The organism is Sphingobium sp. R-21 (assembly GCF_049913335.1).
GTDB lineage: Bacteria > Pseudomonadota > Alphaproteobacteria > Sphingomonadales > Sphingomonadaceae > Sphingobium.
In genome coordinates this window covers 1835947-1859105 of sequence record NZ_CP184374.1, presented here as the reverse complement: position 1 = coordinate 1859105, position 23159 = coordinate 1835947, and the positions used below count along the sequence as shown (strand labels likewise).

Here is a 23159-nt window from a genome sequence, read left to right as displayed (position 1 = left end):
CACTTACCGGGCTTTGGGCGGAGTGGAAAGCGGTTAGAGGAGGCGCGGCTTCGGCGAAGGGCTGTCCAGCGCCGCACGCATGCGCGTCAGCCCTCCAGAACGCCCCTGGCGGCGCGCAGTCCGGCCTTGCCGTTGCGGGCGAGGGCGCGTTTCAGCGCATCCGGACTAGGCGCCACGAGAAAGCCGAAGCTGACGCAGCCCTGTTTCGTCTCGACCGCATGATGCAGGCGATGGGCCTGGACGATGCGCTTCATATAGGCGGAGCGCGGCACATGGCGATGGCGGACGCGGCGATGGACGATGATGTCGTGGAAACCCAGATAGATGGCGCCATAGGCCGCGATGCCGGCGCCGGTCGCCGTCGCCCAATCGCCCCAATGCCATTGCACGCCCCCCAGCAGCAGCAGGATGGAGGGCATGGCGAAGATCACGAAATACAGGTCGTTCGCTTCCCAGCGGCCGGGGCGTTCCCGATGGTGGCTGGCGTGCAGGAACCAGCCCGGCCCGTGCATGACCCAACGGTGCATGACATAGGCGAAGCCCTCCATCGCGGCGACGGTCACGAGGAAGAGGAGGATCAGCGAGAAGGCGGTCATGCGCCCTTTATAGGGTGCGGCCCGCGCCCAGGCGAGCCGCAAAGCGCAAAAAAGGCCGCGCCCACGGGGAGCGCGGCCTCTTCATCCCTTTTCAGGCGATCAGAAGGATGCGGTGACCGAACCGACCACTGCGCCCCTGGCCGCATCGCGGAAGTTGCCCGCAGCAGCCTTGGGACGGAAATGGGTGTCCGTGTCGACATAGCTGACGCCGAAGGTCAGATGGCTCCACGTATAGGTCGCGCCGACGCTCCAGTCGGTGTAGCCCTTGCCGACCGGGACCAGATAGCTGGGCCCGAAGCTGTGGGCCAGATGCGCCGTCACGCCCAGCGGGGTGTTCGGGATGCTGGCCGACAGGTCACCGGCGAGGTACAGGTTGTCTTCCTTGTGAATGCCGTCGACGGTGAGCGCCTTCTGCTTGGGCGCATAATTGGCGGTCACCTTGGCGGTCGCCGGGCCGAACGTGCCCTTGATGGAGGCATAGGGCTCGACGAAATCGGTGTTCGCGCCGGCCGAACCGGGATAGTAGTAATAGAGAACGCCGACGTCGAAGGTCGCCGCGCCGACGGTCTTGGAATAGCCGGCGATCAGGTCGAGTTCCTGGTCGCTGCCATTGGCGACATAATCATCGATCGAGCTGCCCCAGGTCGAGACGTAGAAGCCCGAGCTGTGCGTCAGGGTGATGCTGCCCTGCAGCGCGAAACGCTTGTCGGTCTGCGAGATGCCGCGGAAGCGATAGTCGGTCACCACGGCGGCCGTGCCGGTCACGGTGAGATCGGGCGTGGGCTCGTCCTGAGCGAAAGCGGGTGCCGACATGGCGGCAAGGGCAAGGGCCGAGAGGCCGAGTATGGACTTACGCATATGATGTCCCCTTGATGGTATCTGCGATGGTCCCACCTGCGTCATGGTCCCGGATCTCTATTGCCCTGTGCGGGATGGACCGGGTTGCCTCAACGAAGGAGGAGATGCCCGCCGCCGTTGCAGCGCACAAGATTTTATTGCGGAACGATGACGTTTGCGTCTGCAATGTTGCTGGTCTGCAACAAATTTAGGCATGATTGTGGCACGGCGCGGCGTCGCGCGCGCTTTTTGCCGCAATTGGGGATCGTTGCGCTACGGCAGGGGCGGTGCCGCATCGCGCGGTGCATGAATGACGCGCTGCGGATAGGGGATGGTGATGCCATGGTCGCGGAACAGCCGCCACAGCCGGCCGAGCACATCCGATTTCACACTGCCGATGCCGCTTTCCGGGTCGCTGATCCACACCAATATGTCATGTTCAACGCGGTTTTCACCAAAGGCGGTGAGCCAGACATTGGGTTTGGGATTGCGAAGCACGCGGGGACTTTCCTGCGCGGCGCGCAGCATCAGTTCCTGCGCGAGCTGGAGGTCGCTGTCATAACCGATGCCGACGGGAATGCGGACGCGGACATTGCGGTCGGAATAGGACCAGTTCTCCACCTCCTGCGTCATCAGATTCTCGTTCGGGATCAGATGTTCCTTGCCGTCGCGGGTGATGACGCTGACGGCGCGCACGCCGATCTTGTTCACCCAGCCGAAGCTGTCGCCGACGACGATGACGTCGCCCGGCTTGATCGACCGGTCCATCAGCAGGATGATGCCGGCGATCAGATTGCCGAAGGTCTTTTGCAGGCCGAAGCCGACGGCGAGGCCCAGCGCGCCGGAGAAGACGGTGAAGGCGGTGAGATCGACGCCGAGCAGGTCCACGCCGATGAAGAAGGCCGCGACCACCACGACGATGGCGGCCAGCTTCTGCGCCAGCAGCTTCTGCGTGGCGTCCAGGCCATGGGCGTGCGTGATGCTGCGCCCGATGATGCGGTTGGCAAGGCGCACCAGGGCGAACAGCGCGACGCAGATCGCAGCCATGCTGACCAGCCCCAGCAGGGTGACGCGCCGCTTGCCAAGGTCCAGGCCGACGCCGTCGAGCATGTCCGCCACGGGAGCGAAGCCACCGCTGCTGCCGGAAAGAACCATGACGAACAGCAGCAAGGCGATCGGCAGCACGGCAAGGCGCGGAATGGCGAGGCTGCGCAGGACATGCACGGCGAGCAGCGACAACGACAGGGCGAGCGCGGCGCTCAGCACCAGATGCGCCAGATCCCCGACCGGCCAGAAGGCGACCGCCAGCGCCGTGACGGCTGCGGCGATGCCGTGGCGCAGGATCGGGCGCAAATGCCCCGCCAGCGCCTCCCCCAGGCCGCGGAATCGGCGGCGCAGGCGCGGCGCGGCGATGCGGGCGACCGCGCCGGCAATCAAATGGATGGCGATGGCCAGCGCCAGCGCGACCAGGGGATGGACGATGGCCGGATCGCCCGGCAACAGCGGCAGAAGTTCAGGCAAGCCCGGCGTCATCCGCGCGCGGCCCGGAAGCGGGCAAGGCCCGCGTCGAGATCGGCGATGAGGTCGTCGGCGTCCTCCAGCCCGATCTGGAGGCGGACGACCGGCCCCTCCGCCTGCCAGGCGGTGGCCGTGCGGTAGCGGGCGGGATCGACCGGAAGCGCGAGGCTTTCGAAGCCGCCCCAGCTATAGCCGATGCCAAAATGCGCGAGGCCGTCGATCAGGGCGGCACGGGCCGCTTCATCGCCGCCCTTGAGGACGAAGCTGAACAGGCCACTTGAACCGGTGAAATCGCGATCCCAAAGCGCATGGCCGGGACAGGAGGGCAGGGCCGGGTGGAGGACGCGGGCGACGTCGGGCTGCTGCGACAGCCATTGCGCGATGCGCAGCGCGCTCGCCTGATGCTGGTTGAGCCGGACGCCCAATGTCCGCAGACCGCGGGCCGCGAGCCAGGCATCGTCGGGGCTGGTCATCTGCCCGAAAAGATAGGCGGTCTGGCGGATCCTGGGAAAGAAGGCGGGAGTGGCCGTGACCGACCCCATCATCACGTCGCTATGGCCGACGATATATTTGGTGCAGGCGAGAATGCTGATGTCGACGCCATGGCCGAGCGCCGGGAAGAAATAGGGGGTGGCCCATGTGTTGTCGATCAGCGTCGTTATGCCCCTGTCCCGCGCAATGGCGGTGATGGCGGGCACGTCCTGCACCTCGAAGGTCAGGCTGCCGGGGCTTTCCATGAAGATGGCGCGGGTGGCGTCGGTGATGAGCGCCGCGATCCCCGCGCCCACGGTCGGATCGTAATAGACCGTCTCCACGCCCAGTGGACGGAGCATCTGCTCGCAGAAATTGCGTGTCGGGTCGTAGGCGCTGTCGACCATCAGAAGCTGGTCGCCGGGTTTCAGCACCGCCATCAGCGCGCAGGCGATGGCCGCGACTCCTGACGGATAGAGCATGGTGCCTTCGGCGCCCGGCTCCATTTCGGTGAGGGCGTCGGCCAGGCTCCATGCCGTGGGCGTGCCCTTGCGGCCGTAGAACAGCCGTTCATGCGTGCTGCGCCCTGCCGCGCCGCGCAGATGCGCGACATCGTCGTAAAGAATGGTCGAGGCGCGCCAGACCGGCGGGTTGACTATGCCTCCGGGCTGGCCGGGCATGCCGGTCCATTCGGGCTTGCGGCCCGCCTGGGCGATTTGGGTCAGGGGCTTGCGGTCCCCGCTCTTGCCCGACTTCCGGGTCATGCGGCGGGACCGGTCGCTTTCGGCGTGGCTGGGTCCAGCCCCCATTCGGACCAGCTTCCATCATAGAGGGTGACGTCGGTCTTGCCGAGCAGTTCCAGGCCCGCGAGCAGGATCGCGGCCGTCACGCCGCTGCCGCAGCTGGTGATGATCGGGCGGTCGAAATCCGTCCCGGCGTCGACAAACAGGCGGCGCAGTTCCCCGCCCTGCTTCATGCTGTTGTCGGCATGGTAGAAGGCGGAGGAGGGGATGTTGCGGCTGCCCGGAATATGGCCCGACGCCATGCCGGGGCGGGGTTCCCGTTCCTCGCCCGTGAAGCGCGCGGCGCCCCGTGCATCCAGTACCTGTTCCGACCCGCTTTCGAGATTGGCGAGAATATCCTCCTTGGTGCGGACCTGGCCTGTGTCGCGCCTTGCGATGGCATTGCCGGGCGCCGTTTCGGGCATGCCGCTTTCCGTCGGCCGTCCCTCCGCCAGCCATTTCGAAAGGCCGCCGTCGAGGATCGCCGCGCCCTTGCCCACGCCATAGAGGCGCATCATCCACCAGCCGCGCGCCGCGCTGTGGGTCGGGCTGTTGTCATAGACGATGATGCGGCTGTCCGCGTCGATGCCAAGGCGCCGGCAACGCTCGGTCATGAAATCATCGGTCGGCAGCATGCCGGGGCGCGGATCGTCGGGGTCGGCCAGGCTGGGAAGGTCGAGGAAGACGGCGCCGGGGATATGGGCGGCCTCGAACTCGGCCTGGGGATTGCGGGGCACACCGGGCAGGAACAGGCTGGCGTCGACGATCCGGAGGTCGGGCTTGCCCAATTCCCCCTCAAGCCAGTCGGTCGTCACCAATATGTCCATGCGCGCCCTTGCTCCCTCGCTCGTTCGGCCACCTGCGACGGGTGGCGCAGACCTGTTCTAGAGCATCGCGGGGAGAAGTGGGAACCGGTTTTCCGCTTTTGACGATATGACGGCTTCAGCGGAGGTGGGAAGGGCCGTTCACCTTAGCTGGAGAGGCTGAGCGCGGTCGCGCGGCTGCCGGGGGCAGGATATTGGCGCGGGCCAAGATCCAGCCGGAAGGGGGATAGGCGTTCGACCGGCGGCGATCGTTCCTCCCCGATGATGAAGACGCGCCCGGTGCGTCCGGCGCCTTCACTGTCACTCGTACTGGCGCCCGTCCAGCGATAATGCGCGTCGAAGGCGATCAAGGGGATCAGCAGCGCCCGCTCGCCCATGGGGATCGCGGCGATCGCCTGCGCGTCAAGCCGCATTTCCCCGATGAGCGCCTGCGTCTCGCCCGGCGCGATCGACACGACCGAATGAACCGGAAGGCCGGTTTCACCTGCGAAGAAGGGCTGGAAAAGAGCCTGCTGCTGCTGTGGATCGGCATTGGTGATCAGGCTGCGGACCAGAATATCCTCCGCCGCACGGTTGCCGCGATTGTGGAGCATCAGCCGATAGCCGATGGTCGCGCCCAATAATGTCAGGCGGGCGGCCTGCACTTCCATGGCAAGTTCGATCCATGGCCGGTCGCTGGCCTGCGCGGTTGCTGGTTTGGGCGAGGCAGGTACCGCCCTGGGCTGGGGCTGGGGCTGGGGCTGGGGCTGGGGCTGGGGCTGGGGCTGGGGCTGGGGCTGGGGTGGAGCCGGCATGGGCGGCGGTGCCGCTTCGGCTTCGTGGGGCTGGTCCTCCACCGCGTCTTCCTTGCGGCGGCGCAGCCAGAAAAAGGCCCCGATCAGCAGGATGGCGGCCCCCGCGGCTGCGGCGATCCACGGCCATGCGGGCGCGGGCTGCTGCACGACGGCGGGCTGGGCAGGCGGCGGGCTGGGCGCCGCGTCATTGGCGGCGGGGGGAGGGCCTTGATTTTCGACCGGCGATGATGGGGCCAGCGATGATGGGGGAGGTGCTTCGCTGCGGGCTGGGCCTTCGGCCGGGGTCCCACTTTGCGGCGCGGGTTGCGGCGTGCGCGCTGCCCCGGCGGGACGCTGGTTGGGCTGGCTTTGCGGCTGCGGTTGTGTCTGTGTCTGGGGTTGAGATGGTACCGGGACAGCGATGGGCGGAAGCTGGATCGTTGGCGTCACGACCGGCGGCGGCGTCACCGGCGTGGGCGCGCCGCGGAACACGTTCAGTTCCGGCCCCTGCGCTTTGGGATTGGCCTGCGGCGGCGGTGCGGTGCGCGGCAGGTTGAAGACCGGATCGCTGCTATTTTCCTGCTGGGCGAAGGCAGGCGCGGCCAGCAGCAGCGGCGCGGCGAGCAGAAGCGAAAAACGGAACCCCATGGGTGGCAGCCAAGGCATTTGCCCAGGTGAACCCGCCATGAACGAAAGGCAAGAGAGGCGTGACGATGACATCTGCCGTGCAATGGCGTAGATGGCCTGCCATGACTGACATGCCGACTCCACTTCATCTGGGCCGAACCAGTGCCCTGCCCGCACGTCCCGAAGAGGCCGTGCTGGATTATGTGCCCAATCCGCGTCCGGGGAAGCCCTATCTGGTGCGCTTCACCGCGCCGGAATTCACGTCCCTCTGCCCGGTGACGGGGCAACCCGATTTCGCGCATCTGGTAATCGACTATGCGCCCGCGGCGACCATCGTCGAATCCAAATCGCTGAAGCTGTTCCTCAGCGCCTTTCGCAACCATGCCGCCTTCCATGAGGATTGCACGGTGGGGATCGGCGAAAGGCTGTTCGCGGAGATGAACCCGATATGGCTGCGCATCGGCGGCTATTGGTATCCGCGCGGGGGCATTCCCATCGACGTGTTCTGGCAATCGGGCGAGCCGCCGGCGGGGCTGTGGCTCCCCCCGCAGGACGTGCCGGGTTATCGCGGGCGGGGTTAACGCGCCCGGAGGGAATGGCGTTCCTGCCGGCGCGGCGGCAGGAAGCTTCACCTCCGCTTTTGTTTGACAAACGAACAACAAGTTTCGACCAACGACATGTGCGGCGGGGCGCCCGGCTTGACCGACGAGGTGAAACGGACGATCCCCCTGACATCCTGGCGCGCGACTTTCGCCGCGCCGTTCCAACCTGTCGGAGTTGCGAACCTCATGTCCTTTTCGAAAATCCTTCCGCTGATGCTGGCGGCCGCGCCGCTGGCTGTGGCTGTCCCGGCATGGGCGCAGCCGGTGGCCCCGTCCGGCCCCGCCGCGGGTGTGACCACGCAACTGCCGCGCGGCGCCGCGCCCAGCCATTATGCGATTGAGGTGACTCCCGATGCGGCCAATCTGAAGTTCACGGGCAGGACCACCATCGATGTCACCGTGACTCAGGCGATGCCTGCCCTAGTGCTGAACGCGGCGGACCTGACGATAAGTTCGGTGACGCTGACCCCGGTGAACGACAAGGCGGCAAAGGGTAAGGCCGCAAAGGGGACCGCCCGGATCGACGCCGCCGCGCAGACCGTCACCTTCGATTTCGGCAAGCCGCTCCAGCCGGGCAACTACAAGCTCGACATCGACTATGCAGGTGTCATCAACCAGCAGGCGAACGGCCTGTTCGCGCTCGATTATACCGACAATGCCGGCAAGGCGAAGCGCGCCCTCTTCACCCAGTTCGAGGCGCCCGACGCCCGCCGCTTCGTGCCGAGCTTTGATGAGCCGAGCTACAAGGCGACCTTCGACCTGAGCGCCGTCGTCCCCGCCGATCAGCTTGCCGTCAGCAACATGCCGGTCAAGAGCAGCGCCGATGCCGGGTCGGGCAGGAAGCTGGTGACCTTTGGCACCAGCCCGAAAATGTCATCCTACCTCCTCTTCTTCGGCCTGGGCGAACTGGAACGCGCAACGAAAATGGCCGGCGCAACCGAAGTCGGCGTGATCACCGGCAAGGGCAACACCGGCAAGGCGCAACTCGCGCTCGATGCGTCGGCGGCGATCCTGCCTTATTATAACGACTATTTCGGCGTGCCTTTCCCCTTGCCCAAGCTGGACAATGTCGCGGGGCCGGGGCAGAGCCAGTTCTTCTCCGCCATGGAGAATTGGGGCGCGATCTTCACCTTCGAGCGGGCCTTGCTAGTCGATCCGCGCTTCACGTCGGAAAGCACGCGTCGGACCATCTATTCGATCGTCGCCCATGAAATGGCGCACCAGTGGTTCGGCGATCTGGTCACCATGGCCTGGTGGGACGATCTCTGGCTGAACGAAGGTTTCGCAAGCTGGATGGCGACCAAGGTCACCGACAAGCTGAACCCCGAATGGGAAATGCTGCTGTCCCGCGTCAATGGCCGCGAGCGGGCTATGAGCCTGGATTCGCTGGTGACGACCCACCCGATCCTCCAGAAGATCCACACCGTCGATGAGGTGAACCAGGCCTTTGACGACATCACCTATGAAAAGGGCGAGGCCGTCATCACCATGCTCGAGGGCTTTGCGGGGGAAGATGCGTGGCGTTCGGGCATCCGCGCCTATATGAAGCAGCACGCCTATGGGAACACCGTGACCGACGACCTGTGGAAGGCAGTCGAAGGCGCGGGCGCCAAGGGCGTGGTCGGCATCGCACATGATTTCACCAGCCAGCCGGGCATCCCGCTGGTCAAGGTGGACAGCGCGCAATGTCAGGGCGGATCGACCATCCTGTCACTGTCGCAGGGCGAATTCAGCCGTGACCGGAAGGACAAGGCGCCGCTCAAATGGAATGTGCCGGTGATGGCGCAGGCGATCGGTCAAGGGGGCGGCGGGACGCAGCAGCGGCTGATCCTGAACGGATCGGCGCAGGTGACGCTGCCGGGTTGTGGCGCCTATCTGATCAACGCCGGGCAGACGGGCTATTACCGCTCGCTCTATCCGGAAGCGAATCTGAGATCCCTGGTCAGGGACTTCACCAAATTGACGTCCATGGACCAGATCGGCCTGATGGCGGACAATTTCCAGCTGGGCCTCGGCGGCTATCAGCCCATGGGACTGGCCCTCGACCTGATCGATGCCGTGCCCGCGACCGCCAGCCCCGCCGTGCTGGCGGAGGTGCCGGGCTATCTCGACAGTGCCCACACCATGCTGGAGAGCGACAAGGCGAGCCAGGCGCGGGTCGCGGCCTATGCGTCGAAGAAGCTGAGCCCCGTGCTGGCAAGCGTCGGATTCGATGCCAAGCCGGGCGAGAATCCCCAGGTGCCGGTGTTGCGCTCGGCCCTGGTGTCGACGCTGGGCGGCATGGGCGACAAGGCGGTCGTCGCGGAAGCGAACAAGCGTTTCGCCGCGCTGGCAACCAATCCGTCCGCGCTTGATGGTCCGCTGCGCAATGTCTGGCTCCGCATCATCGCGGAAAATGCCGATGCCGCGACCTGGGACAAGCTGCGCGCAATGGCTAACGGCGCCAAGTCGGACCTCGAAAAGAGCACCACCTTCGCCCTGCTGGGCGCGGCCAAGGATGAGAAGCTGGCTGCCAGGGCGCTCGACCTGGCGATGACCGACGAGCCGGGCAAGACGACCAGCGCGGCCATCATCTCCGCCGTGGGCGGCGAGCATCCGATGTTGGCCGTAGACTATGTGCTGGCGCATCGCGAGCAATATGAGGCGATGATCGACGTGTCGGCGCGCAGCCAGGCGATTGCGCGGCTTGGCGGTAATTCCGCCGATCCGGCGATGGTGACGAAGCTGGACGCCTATGCCACCCAATATCTGACGCCGGAATCGCGCAAGGTGGTGGATCGCTCCATCGCCGCGATCAAGACACGGATCGAGACCCGGGCACGGCTGAAGCCCGCGCTGATCGGATGGTTCGCAAAGAAATAGGCGCCGATGGTCCCTCCCGGAAACGGGAGGGGCTTTCCGGATCAACGGGGCAGGTCGAGTGCCCTGGCGATGTCGTCCCAGGCCACCAGCTTGAAATTCTGCGCCGCCGTGGCGTTGTGCCCGTCCTGCGCCACGAACAGCCCGCCGGGATAGCCCGGTCCGAAATCGCCCAGCATCAGGTCGATGCCATCGGTTTCCTCCGACCCGCCAATGCTGCCTTCGACCACGCGAAAGCGGCCGGCATAGCCGTCATCCGACAGCCGATAGGCGACATAGGCATTGTCCCCCTGGCTGGAGACCAGGACATAGCCGTCCTTCTCGCCCATTGGCGCGATGGCGACGCCTTCGGCATCCATGACGAGGTTCCTGCCGTCCGCCGCCGCTATCCTGGTCAGGGTGGTGGGGGCGTCGGCACGGGCATCGAAGCGCCAGAGGCCGACATCCTCCTCCGCCACATAGGCGATGCCGGTGCGGTCGTCGACCGCGCAGCCTTCCGACTGGGTGCCAAGCTTCAGGCTCCGCACGATGCGGCCCATGGGCGTGGCCCCGGAAGTGTCGAGCGCGACCTGGTTCACCGTGCCGTCCTTCAGCACGATGAAGGCATAGGCCGCCGTCGCCGCGCGGTAGAGGCAGATGCCATAGGCCTCGCCCTTGCCGGCATCCACCTTGCCGATCGCCGTCAGTTTCGCGGTGCTGGGATCGAGGCGGAACAGCGCCAGCCTGGCATGGGCAATGTCGTTGCGGTCACTCGCGACGACCAATATCCCGCTCCGGCCATTGATCATCACCCCGTCGCGCAGATCGACATTGTTGACCCGGCCCGCGTCGAGAAAGTCGCGGGTCTTCCCATCCAGCGCGTAGACGTAAAGGCCCGCCTTCTTGTCGGTGCCCACGATCAGGCTCTGCGCCGGATCGGCGGCGTTGCGCCAGATCGCCGGATCATCTGCCGCATCGGCATTGGGCGTGCCGACGGGCGTGGTTTCTCCGCGGGCCGTCACGGTGACGGCCGGCGTGGCGTTGGCGATGCGTTCCATCAGCGGGCGCTCTGGTGCCGCGCTGGCGCAGGCGCCGAGCAGGAAAGCGGCGCAAAGGCCGGCAGTGGATTGTCTGGTCATGGAATGCCCCCGTTTGCGGCACCTCTTGGACGCGCTTTATGACGGGGCTGTGACGGAAGAGGGCGAGTAGCGCCTGACATGTCACTGTTCTGTCACCATAATTTCACGGGATTGTATTTCCGCCGCTCTACGTGCGCCGCCAGGCCCATTTTTAACGGGCCGTTTCAACAGGGGATCCTATGCAACATGATTTCGTCCGGCCGCGCGCCGGCGCACCGTTCGTTCGTCTTGCGCTGACCTGCGGCGTTGCCGGTTGGGCCTTGGCTTCGTCTCAGGTCATAGCCCAGGCGCCGGCCGTGGATGACGATATGGGAGCGATCGTCGTCACCGGCATCCGCCCGATCGCGGAGTCCGAGGCGGCGGCCCTGGAAATCCAGAAAAACAGCGACTCGCTGGTCACGGTGGCGGCGTCCGACTCGGTCGGTCGCCTGCCTGACCAGAACATCGCGCAGGCCGCCAGCCGCCTGCCCGGCATCAGCGTCGAGCGCGACCAGGGCCAGGCCCGCTACATCAATCTGCGCGGCGCGCCCAAGACCTGGACCACCCTGTCGTTCGACGGCATCAACGTGGTGAGCCCGGAAGGCCGCGACGCCCGTTTCGATTCCATCCCGTCGGCCATTGCCGGCAAGATCATCGTGTCGAAGGCGGTGACGCCCGACATGCCGGGCGAAACGGTCGCCGGCAACGTCAACGTCATCACGCGGTCGGCCTTCGATTATGACGGCTTCCATCTGGCGGGGAAGAGCGGCCTTGGCTTTGCCGAACTGGGCGACAGGAAGGAATATGAAGGCGCGCTGGTCGTGTCCGACCGCTTCCAGACCGGCATCGGTGAGATCGGCGTGCTGCTGTCGGGCAGTTATTATGAGCGCAACATGGTCACGGATAATTTCGAGACCGATTATGAGCGCGTCAGCCGGGATGCCCGCCCTGGCAACGAAACGCGCTTTTGGGCCCACGAAGCCGAAAACAAGCTCTATCGTCTGACCCGCAAGAACTGGTCGGTTTCCGGCCGCCTGGATTGGAAACCGGACGCGCGGAACACCATCTCGCTCCGGTCGATCTATACCATCTTCACCGACGACGAGGCGCGGGACAATTACCGCTTCGATCTGGACGACAGGGAATCCGACCTGTCGAGCAGCAGCGCTGCCTGCACCGTCGCGCCCAACGCGACGCCGGCCACTTCGGGCTATGCCGACGTCTGCATCGGCAACACGCCGCAGCAGGGCACGGTCTATGGCATCGACATCCGCCAGCGTTCCACGCTGCGCGCCTTTCGCCAGTCGGTCTTCACCAATACGCTGGCGGGCGATCATGAATTTGCCGACGGCTGGAGGCTGAGCTGGGTCGGCAACTATACCGAATCGAAGGACGACCGATCGGTCGTGGGGGAGGCGACCTGGGACAGCCCGGGCACGCGCAACCTGCGGCCGACCGTCGCCTATGATTTTTCCGACCCGAACCTGTCGCGCCTGACGCTCTACCGCACGCTGCAACTGGCCGGCCCGACCCGCTATGCCGCCGGTGCGCAGGTCGTGGATGTCGACAGCTTCACCAAGCCGCTTTCCGGCTTCACGGTGCTGGACGCGGTGGACACGACCAAGGCCTATACGGGTCGCCTGGTTCTGGCGCGTGAGCTGGAACATGCGACGCTGAAGGCCGGGATCCAATATGACCGCCGCACGAAGATCGCGGACGAACGGCAGATCACGCTGAACGCCGCGCAGGCCGCGACCGTCCTGCCCACGGACTATAACCAGTTCTCGACAGACCAGAAGTTCCTGGGCGAGATCCCGATGGGCTACACCTTCCATTATTTCGACACGGACAAGATGCGCGCCGCGTCGAAGGCGGCGCAAGCGGCCTATACCTTCGCGCCGAATACCGGCAATAATTACGATGTGCGGGAGGAGATCATCGCCGGTTACCTGATGGGTACCTTCCGCTACGACTGGGGTTCGGTGGTCGGCGGCGTGCGCGTCGAGCATATCAAGAACCGGGGTTCAGCCGTCGGCACCATTGCGGGGGTCAGCGGTCTCGTCACGGCAGAGGCCACGCAGACGCTGGCCTTCCCCAGCATGCACATCAACTATAATATCGACGACACGAAGAAGCTGCGCCTGTCCTTCAACAGCGGCGCGGCGCGCGCCGATTATGACCAGTTGCGGCCCAATGTCGTCGTCAACGACAGCAATGAGACGATCTCGGGCGGCAATCCGGCGATCAAGCCCGAGCGCGCCTGTGGCGTCGACGCCTATTTCGAATGGTATCTGCGTCCGCAGGGCTATCTGATGATCGGCACCTTCTACAAGAAGATCGAGGATTTCCTCTACACCTCCTCCCGCACCTTCAATTCGGCCGCGCTCAACAGCAACGGCATCGACCGGTCCGGCTATACGTTCAGCGGCCTCGTCAATGGTGGTTCGGGCCGCATTTATGGTCTGGAAGCGGCTGCGCAGTTGCAGCTTGAGCCATGGACGGACGATCTGGGCCTGCCAGAATTCCTGGGCGGCTTTGGCGTTTCGGCCAACATCACGCTGAACAACAGCAAGGTCGATCTGGGCAACCGCAAGCTGCGGCTGCCCGGCACGTCGGACTTCGTCTACAATATTGGCGGCTATTACGAGAAATATGGCCTGTCGATCCGCCTGCAATATCAGAACCGCAGCAAATGGCTCGACACGGTGGGTAGCCTGGCCGATGCGGGCGACACCTATTGGGATTCGGACGACGAACTGGACTTCTCGGCGCGCTATGCGATCACCCGGAATTTCGAGATCTATTTCGACGCATCGAACCTGCTCAACCATCCGGGCCGCCGTTTCTCCGATCCGGGCAGCCTGCTGCGCGCAAGCGGCGTGCAGGCGCCCAACAGCAGCAACCAGACGATCGAGTGGGAACGTTTCGGTCGCCGTTATACCGGCGGCATCCGGTTCAACTTCTGATCCGCAGAAGCTTCAGGAATAAAGAAATTTGGGGGTCACCTGAGGTGGCCCCCTTCATTTCATCCTTCGGCCCCTGTCGGAGGTTTGTCAGGCTGGTCCCAAAGGTGCGCTGGCCCAGCGACGAAGGCGCGCGTAAAGCGCCCAGATCACGCCGAAGAAGGCGATTACCGACAGCGGCACGGCCCAGGGGTTCTCCGCCACCAGCGCCATGGGGGCGTCGCTGTCCGTCGCCGCGACGATCCCGGCAAAGGCGACGCCGAACAGGCTTTCCCCGACGATGAAGCCGGTCGCCATCAGCACCCCCATGCGCTCGGCAAATTCGGGGCTGGACTGGCGCAGCGCCCAACGATTGTAGAGATGCCCGATCACCGCGCCGACCGGGATCAGCAGGGTCAGCGCCATCGGCAGGTAAATGCCCATGCCGACTGCCAAAGGCGGCAGGCGGAGCCTGCCCGCCTTGCCCAGCAGTTCGTCGATGGCGACGACGATCACGCCGATGCCCGCGCCGAAGCCGATCAGCCCCCAGTCGAGATCGCCGCCCAGCACGCCCTTGGCCAGGGCGGAGATCAGCGCGGCCTGCGGCGCGGGGAGGGCGGTCGCCTTGGCGCCGGGCGCGCCCGCGAAGCCGAAGGCGCTGTTCAGCAGGTCCAGCACCGGGGGGATCACCAGCGCGCCGAAGATCACGCCCAGCACCAGCGCGATCTGCTGCTTCCACGGCGTTGCCCCGACCAGCTGGCCGGTCTTCAGATCCTGAAGATTGTCGTTGGAAATGGTTGCGACGCCGAAGACGATGGCAGTGACGAACAGCGCATAGGCGATCAGCGCCTGCGCCTGCTTCGGATCGCCGCCCGACCCATAGATGGCCGCCAGGATCAGCGAGGCGCCCAGCACCGCGAGAATGCCGACGCCGGAAATCGGACTGTTCGATGCGCCGATCAGCCCCGCCATATAGCCGCAGACCGATGCGATGACGATGCCCGCCACCAGGATATAGGCCAGCGTCAGAACGATGATCGGCACGGGGTTGAGCGCGATCGGCCCGCCCTGCGCGAAGATCCAGAGCAGCACCGCGATCGGCAGCAGCGAAGCGAGGATGGTGCCGCCGACGACGCCGATGGGAAGATCGCGTTCGCTAAGGTCGAGCAGGCCGGCATTGCCGGACTTGCGGACCTTCGCCGCCGCCATGGCGGACCGGATGCCGCTGACGATCGGTCCCAATATCTTGAGCAGGGTCCAGATGGCGGCGATGCCGATGGTGCCGGCACCGATGAAGCGCGCCTTCATCCGGAAGGTGGTGCCGACGAGTTCGCTCAGATCGGCGCCCGTCGGAAGAGGGGCGGTAAGGTAGGGCACCAGGCCGACCCAGCTTATCAGCAGGCCGAAGAACATGGCGATGCCCACCGACAGGCCCACCAGATGCCCGACGCCGATCAGCGCCATGGAGAAACTGGTGGAAACGCTGGACGCGCCCGCGCCGAATTTGAAGAAGGTTGCGGCTTCCTCCGCGATCAGCCTGGTCTTGGCCAGGATGGCGAAGGCGGCTGCGGTGACGGAGCTGGCGACGATGGCGGCCAGGCCGCGCTTGTTCTCCTCCAGCCCCTCGCGCGAACCGGCGCCGACTTTCAGCACTTCGGCGGCGGCCACGCCCTCGGGATAGGGCAGGTCGGAACCTGTCACCAGCGCGCGGCGCAGCGGCACGGAATACATGACGCCCAATATGCCGCCCAGCGCAATGGTGAAGGCGCTCAGCCAATAGGGAAAGCCCTGCCACCAGCCGATGATGACCAGGCCCGGCAAAACGAAGATGATGGCCGACAGCGTGCCGGCCGCCGATGCGATGGTCTGGACGATGTTGTTTTCCAGGATCGTGCCGGTCGCGAACAGCCGCAGCACGGCCATGGAGATGACGGCGGCAGGGATGGAGGTGGCGAAGGTCAGTCCGATCTTGAGGCCCAGATAGACGTTGGCGGCCGTGAACAGCAAAGTGATGAGCGCGCCCAATATGACGCCGCGAAGCGTCAGCTCCGCCATGGGGGCCGCCTTGGCCGAATCACTTGTCACTCGTCTGTCCCCTTGCCTGCGGCTGTTTTACCGATGTCTGGTAATAATGTTGCTTGGCTGTGGATCAATCGGAAAGTGCGCGCGAAGCGTCACGAGGCGGCGCCCCTGGTGTCGCCGGCGACGGCGGCATCCAGATAAGCATCGACCAACCGCGTCCAGAGCGTGTAGCCGCGCGGATTCATGTGCAGCCCGTCAGGCCGGAACAGAGATGCGTCGGGCAGGCCGTCCGGCGCCAGCAATACGCGGCCAACATCCAGATAGTCGAAACGGCTTACCCGCGCCCGCGCCGCCACGGTCATGTTGACCGCCGCCATTTTCGGCCAGAGCGTCCAGCGCATGGGGCTGGGCTTCAAGGACAGATAGGCGATATGCGCCTTGGGATAATCGGTGCGCAACTGCCTGAGCAGGGCCAGCACATTGTTCGCCACCTCGGCCGGGCTGGCACCGGCGGCCAGATCATTTTCCCCGACATAGACCAGGATGGAACGCGGCTTCGCCCTGGGCAGCAGGCGCTTGTAATAATGCAGGACATCAGGGGTGGTCGCGCCGCCGAAGCCCCGGTTGATGGCGCCGATGTCAGGGAAGCTGCCGCCGATGTCCCACAGGCGAATGCTGGAGCTGCCCAGGAACAGCGTGGCGTCCGTGATTGCGGGACCGGCCTCGTTGGCCTTGGCAAATGCCTCGATCTCGCGCGAGAACGGAAAGGCGGGATCGGCATTGACCTTGAGCGCCGGTGCCTGTTCGGCCGCGTGCAGCAGGCCGCCAGCCCCCAGCAGCAGCGCAAGGCCGATCAGCGCCCGGCCCGCCCGGAGGCGGCCCCTAGTGGCGATGCAGGGGGCGGAGTTGATATTTGCCGTTGGCATAGGTGCCGAACATGCCGGAGATGGCGGGATGATCGACAGGCTCCTCGCTGTCGTCCGCGATCAGGTTTTGCTGGCTGACATAGGCGACATAGCTGCTTTCGCCATTTTCGGCGAGCAGATGGTAGAAGGGCTGATGCTTGTCCGGCCTGACCTCCTCGGGAATGGCCTGATACCATTCTTCCGTATTGGCGAAGACGGGATCGATATCGAACACCACCCCGCGAAAGCCGAAAAGGCGGTGCTGCACGACATCGCCGATGCTGAAGCCGGCGTGGACGATGGGCGGGGCTGTAACATCGGTTCCGAAAATCTGAATCGCGTCGTTCATGTGACACAATTTAGGATGCTTGCGGTGCGAAACAAGAAAAATGCTCGCCGCTGCTTGGCAAGGTGAAAATCATTCGCTAATGGCCGCCGCTCGACCGGGACGGCACGCGCCGAACCTTCTGCGGAGAGGTGGCAGAGTGGTCGAATGCACCGCACTCGAAATGCGGCGTGCCGGCAACGGTACCGAGGGTTCGAATCCCTCCCTCTCCGCCACTGCCTTTTCCTCTAAGTTAATGATTTTCTTGGAGAAATCTGTCTGTGGGATGCTGTCAGACAAAGGCGAACTGCTCTCCACGCGATGCACTTTGGATCGCGAGGGTAGGGGATCAGCTCATGAGAGAATGCCACTCAGCAAAGGCAGCTGAGCGTCTTTCCTTATAGGTCTGGCGATCGACGGTGGCGTTCCAGTGCGAAGTGGTTGTGGACGTTGGCGTGTACGGATGCGAATTTCTGTAACGACCTGATTTGTCGGAAGCGCAGCATGGCTCTCCAGGATCTCGCCTTCCTGATCGACGGCGTGCCATAGATAAACCATTTCGCCATTCACCTTGACGTACATTTCGTCGAGGTGCCAGCGCCAGTGGCGAAATCCCCGCATGCGGCTGATCCGCTGCCGACGAATGTCGCCTGCGAACAGCGGGCAGAACCTGTTCCATCAGTAGCGCACCGTCTCGTGGCTGATGTCGATACCGCGCTCGAAGAGCAGGTCTTCCACGTTCCTGAGGCTGAGCGGGAAGCGCACGTACATCATCACCGCCAGCCGGATCACCTCGCGCGACGAGTTGAAGTAGCGGACGGATTGTCAGGCTTGGAGCGGCTCATGCCCTACTTTAGCAGCGCCCAGAGCAACGCGCCATTTTGCTCTGACAGAGCCCTCCGGCGTAATCGCGTGGACTCGCCCTGCCAATATGTCCGAGAACCAGAAGAGCCTATCGCGCCAGCGCGGTCCGTCTGGAAACATCAGGCCGCTCATGCCGCGGATCGATTCGAAGTCCATATGCGGCTCTCCGTTCCTAACGAAGCCCCAGCCGCACAGCCACGAAGCGCCTGACCTCGTCCAAACCACGTTGAAACAGCGCAATGTCGTCGGCTACCAGCCCATTGGGCGGCAGATGGGCCGGATGGACCATAATATTGGTACGTATCAGCATGATCCCGCGTCAGGCGACGGCCGGGATGATCTTGAGCTGCTGGAACCGGCGCGTATATTTCCGGAACATCTCCGCCGTATCCATGCAGTCGTGAAAGCCCGCCTGACGGATCTTGATAGTGCTGGAGAGGCCGTAACGGACGACATGGGCGGGATCGAGCGGATAGGACCAGCCACCCCCCACCGCAAGCGATTCGCCCAGCAACGCGTCCAGATCCTCAGGCGCTTTCAACCCGTATTTGCGCACCATGCCGGGCCAGAGATGCGCCAGAGTGCGAACCTCCTCCGCAATGTCGAACGGCTGGGGCGCGGCCAGCTCCATGGCCAGTTCCTCCGCCACGATGGGAAATGCGTCGTGCAGCGAAAAGACGTCGCCGTTGACGAGGTTGAACGCCTCGTTGCGCGCATTCTCCGCCCCGGCCGCCCAGTCGAGCCCCTGCGCGAGAAGGTCGGCGTCGGCGATATCGGTTATCATGCTGGCCCCATCCGGCACGAGGAGGGGCAGCCCCGCCTCCTTGCGGAGCGCCGCGAACAGGGCGAGCACCAGAAAGGTGTTCATGTTCGCGCCCACCGCCTCGCCGACGATCATGCCCGGCCGGATAATCGTCCACGCCCAGGACGCGCCCCGCTGCTTCGCCCGGATATAGTCCTCATGTTGATGATAGAAATTTTCTTGGTCTATGCGCGGGAGTGATTCCTTGTAGGGCATGGGCGGCGTGCGCTCGATGAGATGCGAGCCATAGGCCTTGAAGCCATGGACGAGCCCGATGTGGCGAAAGCCGTGCGCGGTGGACAGGATCGGATCGACCACGTTGCGCAGCATCGCCATGTTCCTGGCGTACTGCTCGGGGTCGCGCCATCCGGCGATCATGTTCCCTTGCTGCTCGTTGACGGCACAATAAGCGATATGGGTCACGCCCGGCATCGCGGCGAAGATCTCGGCGCATTTCTCACCGTCCAGCAGGTCGAGCGGGATATGCTCGACATGGTCGGGACAGAATAGCGGCCGCCGCCGCGAAACGGCCGTGACCTTCCACCCGGGCTTGGCGGCAAAATGCTTGAGCGCCGCCGAACCGGCCAGACCCGATGCACCGATGATGAGGATTTCAGGCATCCGCTATACTCGCGAGCGAAAGCCGTTCCCGCGGCGATCCGTCGTCAGCCATGATAGCCTCCGTCAACCCGCACGACCTCCGCGTTCATATACGCGCCGTCCTCGGACGCGATCATCGCGATGATGCTGGCGATATTCTCCGGCGAACCATAGATCCCATCCGGCCGCGACAAATGCGCGAAGAGCGACATGTCCGCGCCCTCCGGAAACCCGCCGGCCCCCATGGCGTCGGTCATCGGGGTGGCGATCCCGCCGGGCGCGACCGCGTTTACGCGCACGCCGCGCTTGATATACTCCCAGCCCAACGTGTGAGTCAGCGCGGCCACCCCGCCCTTGCTGGCGGCATAGGCCGCCATGTAGGGATGGCCGAAATAGGCCGAGGTGGAAGCGGTATTCACGATGTTGCCCTTCGATTCGAGGAGATAGGGCAGCGCCTCGCGGCAGCACAGGAAGGTGCCGACCAGATTGATCTGGAGGATGCGGACGAAGTCCTCCAACGTCTCCTCCACGCTGTGCACCGCGCGCAGCACGCCGGCGACATTGATCAGCACGTCGAGCTTGCCCTGGCGTTCCGCGAACCCGGCGAAAGCGCTTTTGATCGCCGCCTCGTCGGTGATCGATGCCACTACGGTCTCCACCCGGCCTGCCTGACCCGCCGCGCTACGTGCCTGATCGGCTGATTCGGCCAGCGCGTCCACGTTGACGTCCACCGCGAGGAGGGTCGCGCCCTCGTTCGCCAGCCGGGCGAGCGTCGCCCGTCCGATGCCGGTGGCGGCGCCAGTGACGATCGCCACCTTGTCCACGAACCTTGCTGCGCTGCTCATCAACTTCCCTCCATCGTCCTCTGCGTCATTCTTCGGGCGCGACGCTGAACCCCACTGTCTGCCCGCCGTCCGCGAGCACGACCGAACCGGTCATGAAGCTGGCCGCATCCGACAGCATGAAGCAGGCGACCTCCGCGATTTCGCTCGGGTCAGCCATCCGCTGCAACGGCACCTTCTTGGCGATGAAGGATTCCAGCGAGGGATCGCGCTCGATGGCGATGGCGGCGATCTCGGTCTTCACGCCGCCGGGGCACAGGCAGTTTATCCGGATGCCCTCCCTCGCATATTCGAGCGCCGCCGACTTGGTCAGACCGACGATCGCATGCTTGGTCGCCGCGTAGACCGCGAGATAGCCCGACCCCGCGATGCTGGCGGTGGAGCCGGTGTTCAAGATTACGCCCTTGCGGGCCGGCCGCATGAGGCGCAGCTCGTGCCGCATGCATTCGACCGTGCCATAGAGGTTGGTCTCGATCAGCGAGCGGACCTCCGCATCGGTCGTGTCGCTCAACGCCTTGAAGTCGTTGGTGATGCCGGCGTTGTTGAAGGCCGCATCCAGCCTTCCGAACGACGACTGGATACGGTCGAAGCCGGCGGCGACGCTGGCGGCGTCGGCGACATCCATCTGGACGAACGTCGCCTCGCCGCCCGCGCCGCGGATATGATCGACGGTGCCCTCGGACTGCGCCGCCCGGCGCGCGGCGACCAGGACGTGCGCGCCCCGGTCGCCAAGCATGATCGCCGCCGCCTTGCCGATGCCGGAGCTTGCGCCCGTGACCAGCACGACCTTTCCGTCGAACCTGTTCATCCGTCCTCTCCCACTTAGACCTTCGGCCGGTTCAGCCCACAGACGGGTAGGACACGGCCGAGACGATGCTGATGCATGATGCGGTAAAGCCGCCCTCGACGGGGAGGACCGACCCGGTGACGTAGCTCGATTCATCGGAGCACAGCCAGACGGTGGCGGCCGCGATCTCCTCCTCCCTGCCGAAACGCTTCATGGCGATTGCTTCGCGCATCGGGCTCAGCACCGATTCGTCGTTGTTGGTCAGCATCGGCGTGGCAATCGCGCCGGGGGCCACGCTGTTCACGCGAATGCCCTTGTCGGCATATTCCAGCGCCGCCGCCCGCGTCAGGCCGACCGCCGCGTGCTTTGCCGCCGAATAGGCACTGAAGAACGCGAAGCCGTTGATCGCCGATCCCGACGTCACGTTGACGATCGAGCCGCCGCCATTCTCCAGCATCGCCTGGATCTGATACTTCATCGACAGGAACACACCGCGGGCGTTTACCGCGAAATCGTCCTCATATTCCTGCAGCGTCAGCTTGTGCATGTAATTGGGCATGTGTGCGACGCCGGCAACGTTGGCGGCGAAATCGAGCCGGCCGTAGGTGGAGACCGTCGTCTCGACCATCCGGCGCGTATCCTCCTCGACCGAGACGTCGGCGAGGCAGGCGAGCGCCGTTCCCCCGGCCGCCTGGATCTCGGCGACGGTGCGGTCGATCTTGCTCTGCGTCCGGCCCACCACGACGACCTTGGCGCCGTCGCGCGCGAAGCGGAGCGCGATGCCATGACCCATGCCCTGCCCGCCACCGGTGACGAGCGCGACGCCGTCCTTCAGCTTTGCCATTTCAAATCCTCTCTCTATTTCTTGCCAGACTGGACGACCCACCTGCTCCGGGCCAGTTGAAAATCAGGATCAGCGCTCCAGCGGAACGTCGAAAGCCTTCAGATAATCGCCGCTGATCCGGTCGATGTCGGCCTCGGTCATGCCGATGTCCGCCAGTGAATACTGATGATGCGCGCGCCCGGATCGCTCGCTCGAATCATTGGCGAGCCAGGCTTCCATCGCCGCCGCGCGGTCTTCGCTGAACTCGAGGCCGAGCCGCGAATAGATGGATCGCACAGTGCCGATCGGATCGGCCCGGAAATCCAGGAAGCGCACGTCGACGAACCGCTCCGCCATGCCGGGCCGTTGCCGGAACTCGAGCGCTTTTTCCCAGGTGTCGTCATAATCGCCGACGATGCTCTTTTCGCCCGGCGCCGCGGCGGCGAACTTGCTGTGCAGCACGGTCGCCATGTTGGCGATCGACGGATAGATCTTGGCCGTGTCGCGATGACAATGAATGAACATGGCGTCGGGGAAGACCTCGACAATCTCTTCGAGGAAGCGCACGTGCAGCGGTGTCTTCAGCACCCACCGGCGCGGCGGCAGCCCATGCTGCAGATATTTGAGGAAATCGCGCTGTTCACGATAGATCGCGCGGAAGTCCTGCTGGAACAAGACCTCCTGATAGGTCGGCAGTTCGGCAAGGGCGGTGAACGTCGCCGAGGCCAGCAGCAGTTCCCAGAAGAACAGGCATTCCTCCGCGCGGTCGGCACCCATGGGGTGGACGCCCAGCCAGTCGTCGTCGAGCAGGCCGAGGTCGCCGAGCCGTTCCTGACACTTGGTCTCACGCAGACCACGGGCGAAAGCATCGTCGGCGCGCGGAGAGGGATAGTGCATCTCGAACAGACGCGGCGCGCGGTTCAGGGGGTCGGACCCCAGCAAGTTATGGAGGAAGGTCGTGCCCGAACGCGGCAGGCCCAGGATGAAGATCGGCGCCTTGACCGTCTCGTCGCGCCATCCCGGATGGCGCTTGCGATCGGCGACATATTTGAGGCGTGAGGTCAGGATATCCATCAGGAAACGGTAGAACCGCACCTCCCCGCGCGGATGCAGGTTCGAGGGCTGGTTGAGATCATTGACGAAAGTGGTCAGCAGGCGCTCGGGCGTGCCGACATGGTCGAGCGCCCAGTCATCGAGCGCGGTTTCGATTTCGGCGGCGCGCATCAGCTCCGCTGCGCTTGGCAAGGACATGGATCGCCCC

The 23159-nt window shown here is 64.8% G+C and carries 19 protein-coding genes, 1 tRNA gene and 1 pseudogene; 4 read left to right on the top strand and 17 right to left on the bottom strand.

The window, feature by feature from the left end:
• Positions 1-86: 86 nt before the first annotated feature.
• From ACN9MX_RS08855 to ACN9MX_RS08830, 6 genes are all read right to left on the bottom strand, one after another.
• Entirely contained in the window at positions 87-596 is a 510-nt protein-coding gene (locus tag ACN9MX_RS08855) for a sterol desaturase family protein (protein ID WP_426386706.1), read from the bottom strand.
• A 99-nt stretch (positions 597-695) separates the two neighbouring features.
• A complete protein-coding gene (locus ACN9MX_RS08850; RefSeq protein ID WP_363738130.1) occupies positions 696-1454 on the bottom strand; it encodes a TorF family putative porin in 759 nt (252 codons plus the stop codon).
• Between the two features lie 252 nt (positions 1455-1706).
• Complete coding sequence (locus tag ACN9MX_RS08845) at positions 1707-2966, bottom strand: mechanosensitive ion channel family protein (RefSeq protein WP_426386705.1); 1260 nt, start codon at positions 2964-2966, stop codon at positions 1707-1709.
• Positions 2963-4186: a cystathionine beta-lyase gene (gene metC, locus ACN9MX_RS08840; protein WP_363738245.1), complete on the bottom strand. Its 1224-nt coding sequence runs from the start codon at positions 4184-4186 to the stop codon at positions 2963-2965. The genes ACN9MX_RS08845 and metC overlap by 4 nt, the downstream gene beginning before the upstream one ends.
• Positions 4183-5031 carry a 3-mercaptopyruvate sulfurtransferase gene (sseA, locus tag ACN9MX_RS08835; protein WP_363753245.1) on the bottom strand — a complete coding sequence of 283 codons (849 nt, stop codon included), beginning with the start codon at positions 5029-5031 and terminating at the stop codon, positions 4183-4185. The genes metC and sseA overlap by 4 nt, the downstream gene beginning before the upstream one ends.
• Positions 5032-5174: 143 nt before the next feature.
• Positions 5175-6449, bottom strand: a complete 1275-nt coding sequence (locus tag ACN9MX_RS08830) for a hypothetical protein (protein WP_426386704.1) — start codon at positions 6447-6449, stop codon at positions 5175-5177.
• A 101-nt stretch (positions 6450-6550) separates the two neighbouring features.
• On the opposite strand from ACN9MX_RS08830, the gene queF reads away from it, so the two are divergent.
• Positions 6551-7009: a preQ(1) synthase gene (queF, locus tag ACN9MX_RS08825; protein ID WP_133653895.1), complete on the top strand. Its 459-nt coding sequence runs from the start codon at positions 6551-6553 to the stop codon at positions 7007-7009.
• Positions 7010-7216: 207 nt separating this feature from the next.
• Positions 7217-9892, top strand: a complete 2676-nt coding sequence (locus ACN9MX_RS08820) for a M1 family metallopeptidase (protein WP_426386703.1) — start codon at positions 7217-7219, stop codon at positions 9890-9892.
• Between the two features lie 41 nt (positions 9893-9933).
• Here ACN9MX_RS08820 and ACN9MX_RS08815 read toward each other — a convergent pair whose 3' ends face one another.
• Positions 9934-11007 (bottom strand): phytase, encoded by a 1074-nt coding sequence (locus tag ACN9MX_RS08815; protein WP_426386702.1) that lies wholly within the window; start codon positions 11005-11007, stop codon positions 9934-9936.
• 179 nt (positions 11008-11186) lie between these two features.
• Between ACN9MX_RS08815 and ACN9MX_RS08810 the strand changes: the two genes are divergently transcribed.
• Complete coding sequence (locus tag ACN9MX_RS08810) at positions 11187-13952, top strand: TonB-dependent receptor (RefSeq protein ID WP_426386701.1); 2766 nt, start codon at positions 11187-11189, stop codon at positions 13950-13952.
• Positions 13953-14039: 87 nt separating this feature from the next.
• Here the strand turns inward: ACN9MX_RS08810 and ACN9MX_RS08805 are convergent, their stop codons facing one another.
• The 3 genes from ACN9MX_RS08805 to hspQ form a co-directional block, all read right to left on the bottom strand.
• Positions 14040-15983 carry an OPT family oligopeptide transporter gene (locus ACN9MX_RS08805; RefSeq protein WP_426387498.1) on the bottom strand — a complete coding sequence of 648 codons (1944 nt, stop codon included), beginning with the start codon at positions 15981-15983 and terminating at the stop codon, positions 14040-14042.
• 119 nt (positions 15984-16102) lie between these two features.
• Entirely contained in the window at positions 16103-16876 is a 774-nt protein-coding gene (locus ACN9MX_RS08800; RefSeq protein ID WP_363738146.1) for a GDSL-type esterase/lipase family protein, read from the bottom strand.
• Entirely contained in the window at positions 16833-17204 is a 372-nt protein-coding gene (gene hspQ, locus ACN9MX_RS08795) for a heat shock protein HspQ (RefSeq protein ID WP_133653889.1), read from the bottom strand. Before hspQ ends, ACN9MX_RS08800 begins: the two co-directional genes overlap by 44 nt.
• 122 nt (positions 17205-17326) lie before the next feature.
• Between hspQ and ACN9MX_RS08790 the strand changes: the two genes are divergently transcribed.
• Positions 17327-17416 (top strand) — tRNA-Ser (locus tag ACN9MX_RS08790).
• 113 nt (positions 17417-17529) lie between these two features.
• Here the strand turns inward: ACN9MX_RS08790 and ACN9MX_RS08785 are convergent.
• From ACN9MX_RS08785 to ACN9MX_RS08755, 7 genes and pseudogenes are all read right to left on the bottom strand, one after another.
• Positions 17530-17972 (bottom strand): annotated as a pseudogene (locus tag ACN9MX_RS08785) (DDE-type integrase/transposase/recombinase).
• Between the two features lie 244 nt (positions 17973-18216).
• The gene (locus ACN9MX_RS08780; protein WP_363752887.1) at positions 18217-18354 is read right to left on the bottom strand and encodes a hypothetical protein; all 138 of its coding nucleotides are present in this window, start codon (positions 18352-18354) and stop codon (positions 18217-18219) included.
• A 9-nt stretch (positions 18355-18363) separates the two neighbouring features.
• A complete protein-coding gene (locus tag ACN9MX_RS08775; RefSeq protein ID WP_426386700.1) occupies positions 18364-19467 on the bottom strand; it encodes an NAD-dependent epimerase/dehydratase family protein in 1104 nt (367 codons plus the stop codon).
• Positions 19468-19511: 44 nt separating this feature from the next.
• Complete coding sequence (locus ACN9MX_RS08770; protein WP_426386699.1) at positions 19512-20291, bottom strand: SDR family NAD(P)-dependent oxidoreductase; 780 nt, start codon at positions 20289-20291, stop codon at positions 19512-19514.
• 25 nt (positions 20292-20316) lie between these two features.
• Positions 20317-21096 (bottom strand): SDR family NAD(P)-dependent oxidoreductase, encoded by a 780-nt coding sequence (locus ACN9MX_RS08765; protein WP_426386698.1) that lies wholly within the window; start codon positions 21094-21096, stop codon positions 20317-20319.
• A 31-nt stretch (positions 21097-21127) separates the two neighbouring features.
• Positions 21128-21919: an SDR family NAD(P)-dependent oxidoreductase gene (locus ACN9MX_RS08760; protein ID WP_426386697.1), complete on the bottom strand. Its 792-nt coding sequence runs from the start codon at positions 21917-21919 to the stop codon at positions 21128-21130.
• Between the two features lie 69 nt (positions 21920-21988).
• Entirely contained in the window at positions 21989-23149 is a 1161-nt protein-coding gene (locus tag ACN9MX_RS08755; protein ID WP_426386696.1) for a sulfotransferase family protein, read from the bottom strand.
• Positions 23150-23159: the final 10 nt, after the last annotated feature.

Bases quoted from the DNA above. Each gene is read 5' to 3' on its own strand.
- ACN9MX_RS08765 (WP_426386698.1), bottom strand. From the start codon at position 21,096: ATGAACAGGTTCGACGGAAAGGTCGTGCTGGTCACGGGCGCAAGCTCC.
- ACN9MX_RS08805 (WP_426387498.1), bottom strand. From the start codon at position 15,983: ATGGCGGAGCTGACGCTTCGCGGCGTCATATTGGGCGCGCTCATCACT.
- ACN9MX_RS08830 (WP_426386704.1), bottom strand. From the start codon at position 6,449: ATGGGGTTCCGTTTTTCGCTTCTGCTCGCCGCGCCGCTGCTGCTGGCC.
- metC (WP_363738245.1), bottom strand. From the start codon at position 4,186: ATGACCCGGAAGTCGGGCAAGAGCGGGGACCGCAAGCCCCTGACCCAA.
- queF (WP_133653895.1), top strand. From the start codon at position 6,551: ATGACTGACATGCCGACTCCACTTCATCTGGGCCGAACCAGTGCCCTG.
- ACN9MX_RS08775 (WP_426386700.1), bottom strand. From the start codon at position 19,467: ATGCCTGAAATCCTCATCATCGGTGCATCGGGTCTGGCCGGTTCGGCG.
- hspQ (WP_133653889.1), bottom strand. From the start codon at position 17,204: ATGAACGACGCGATTCAGATTTTCGGAACCGATGTTACAGCCCCGCCC.
- ACN9MX_RS08815 (WP_426386702.1), bottom strand. From the start codon at position 11,007: ATGACCAGACAATCCACTGCCGGCCTTTGCGCCGCTTTCCTGCTCGGC.
- ACN9MX_RS08850 (WP_363738130.1), bottom strand. From the start codon at position 1,454: ATGCGTAAGTCCATACTCGGCCTCTCGGCCCTTGCCCTTGCCGCCATG.
- ACN9MX_RS08755 (WP_426386696.1), bottom strand. From the start codon at position 23,149: ATGTCCTTGCCAAGCGCAGCGGAGCTGATGCGCGCCGCCGAAATCGAA.
- ACN9MX_RS08770 (WP_426386699.1), bottom strand. From the start codon at position 20,291: ATGAGCAGCGCAGCAAGGTTCGTGGACAAGGTGGCGATCGTCACTGGC.
- ACN9MX_RS08760 (WP_426386697.1), bottom strand. From the start codon at position 21,919: ATGGCAAAGCTGAAGGACGGCGTCGCGCTCGTCACCGGTGGCGGGCAG.
- ACN9MX_RS08855 (WP_426386706.1), bottom strand. From the start codon at position 596: ATGACCGCCTTCTCGCTGATCCTCCTCTTCCTCGTGACCGTCGCCGCG.
- ACN9MX_RS08780 (WP_363752887.1), bottom strand. From the start codon at position 18,354: ATGCTGATACGTACCAATATTATGGTCCATCCGGCCCATCTGCCGCCC.
- ACN9MX_RS08820 (WP_426386703.1), top strand. From the start codon at position 7,217: ATGTCCTTTTCGAAAATCCTTCCGCTGATGCTGGCGGCCGCGCCGCTG.
- ACN9MX_RS08845 (WP_426386705.1), bottom strand. From the start codon at position 2,966: ATGACGCCGGGCTTGCCTGAACTTCTGCCGCTGTTGCCGGGCGATCCG.
- ACN9MX_RS08810 (WP_426386701.1), top strand. From the start codon at position 11,187: ATGCAACATGATTTCGTCCGGCCGCGCGCCGGCGCACCGTTCGTTCGT.
- ACN9MX_RS08800 (WP_363738146.1), bottom strand. From the start codon at position 16,876: ATGCCAACGGCAAATATCAACTCCGCCCCCTGCATCGCCACTAGGGGC.
- sseA (WP_363753245.1), bottom strand. From the start codon at position 5,031: ATGGACATATTGGTGACGACCGACTGGCTTGAGGGGGAATTGGGCAAG.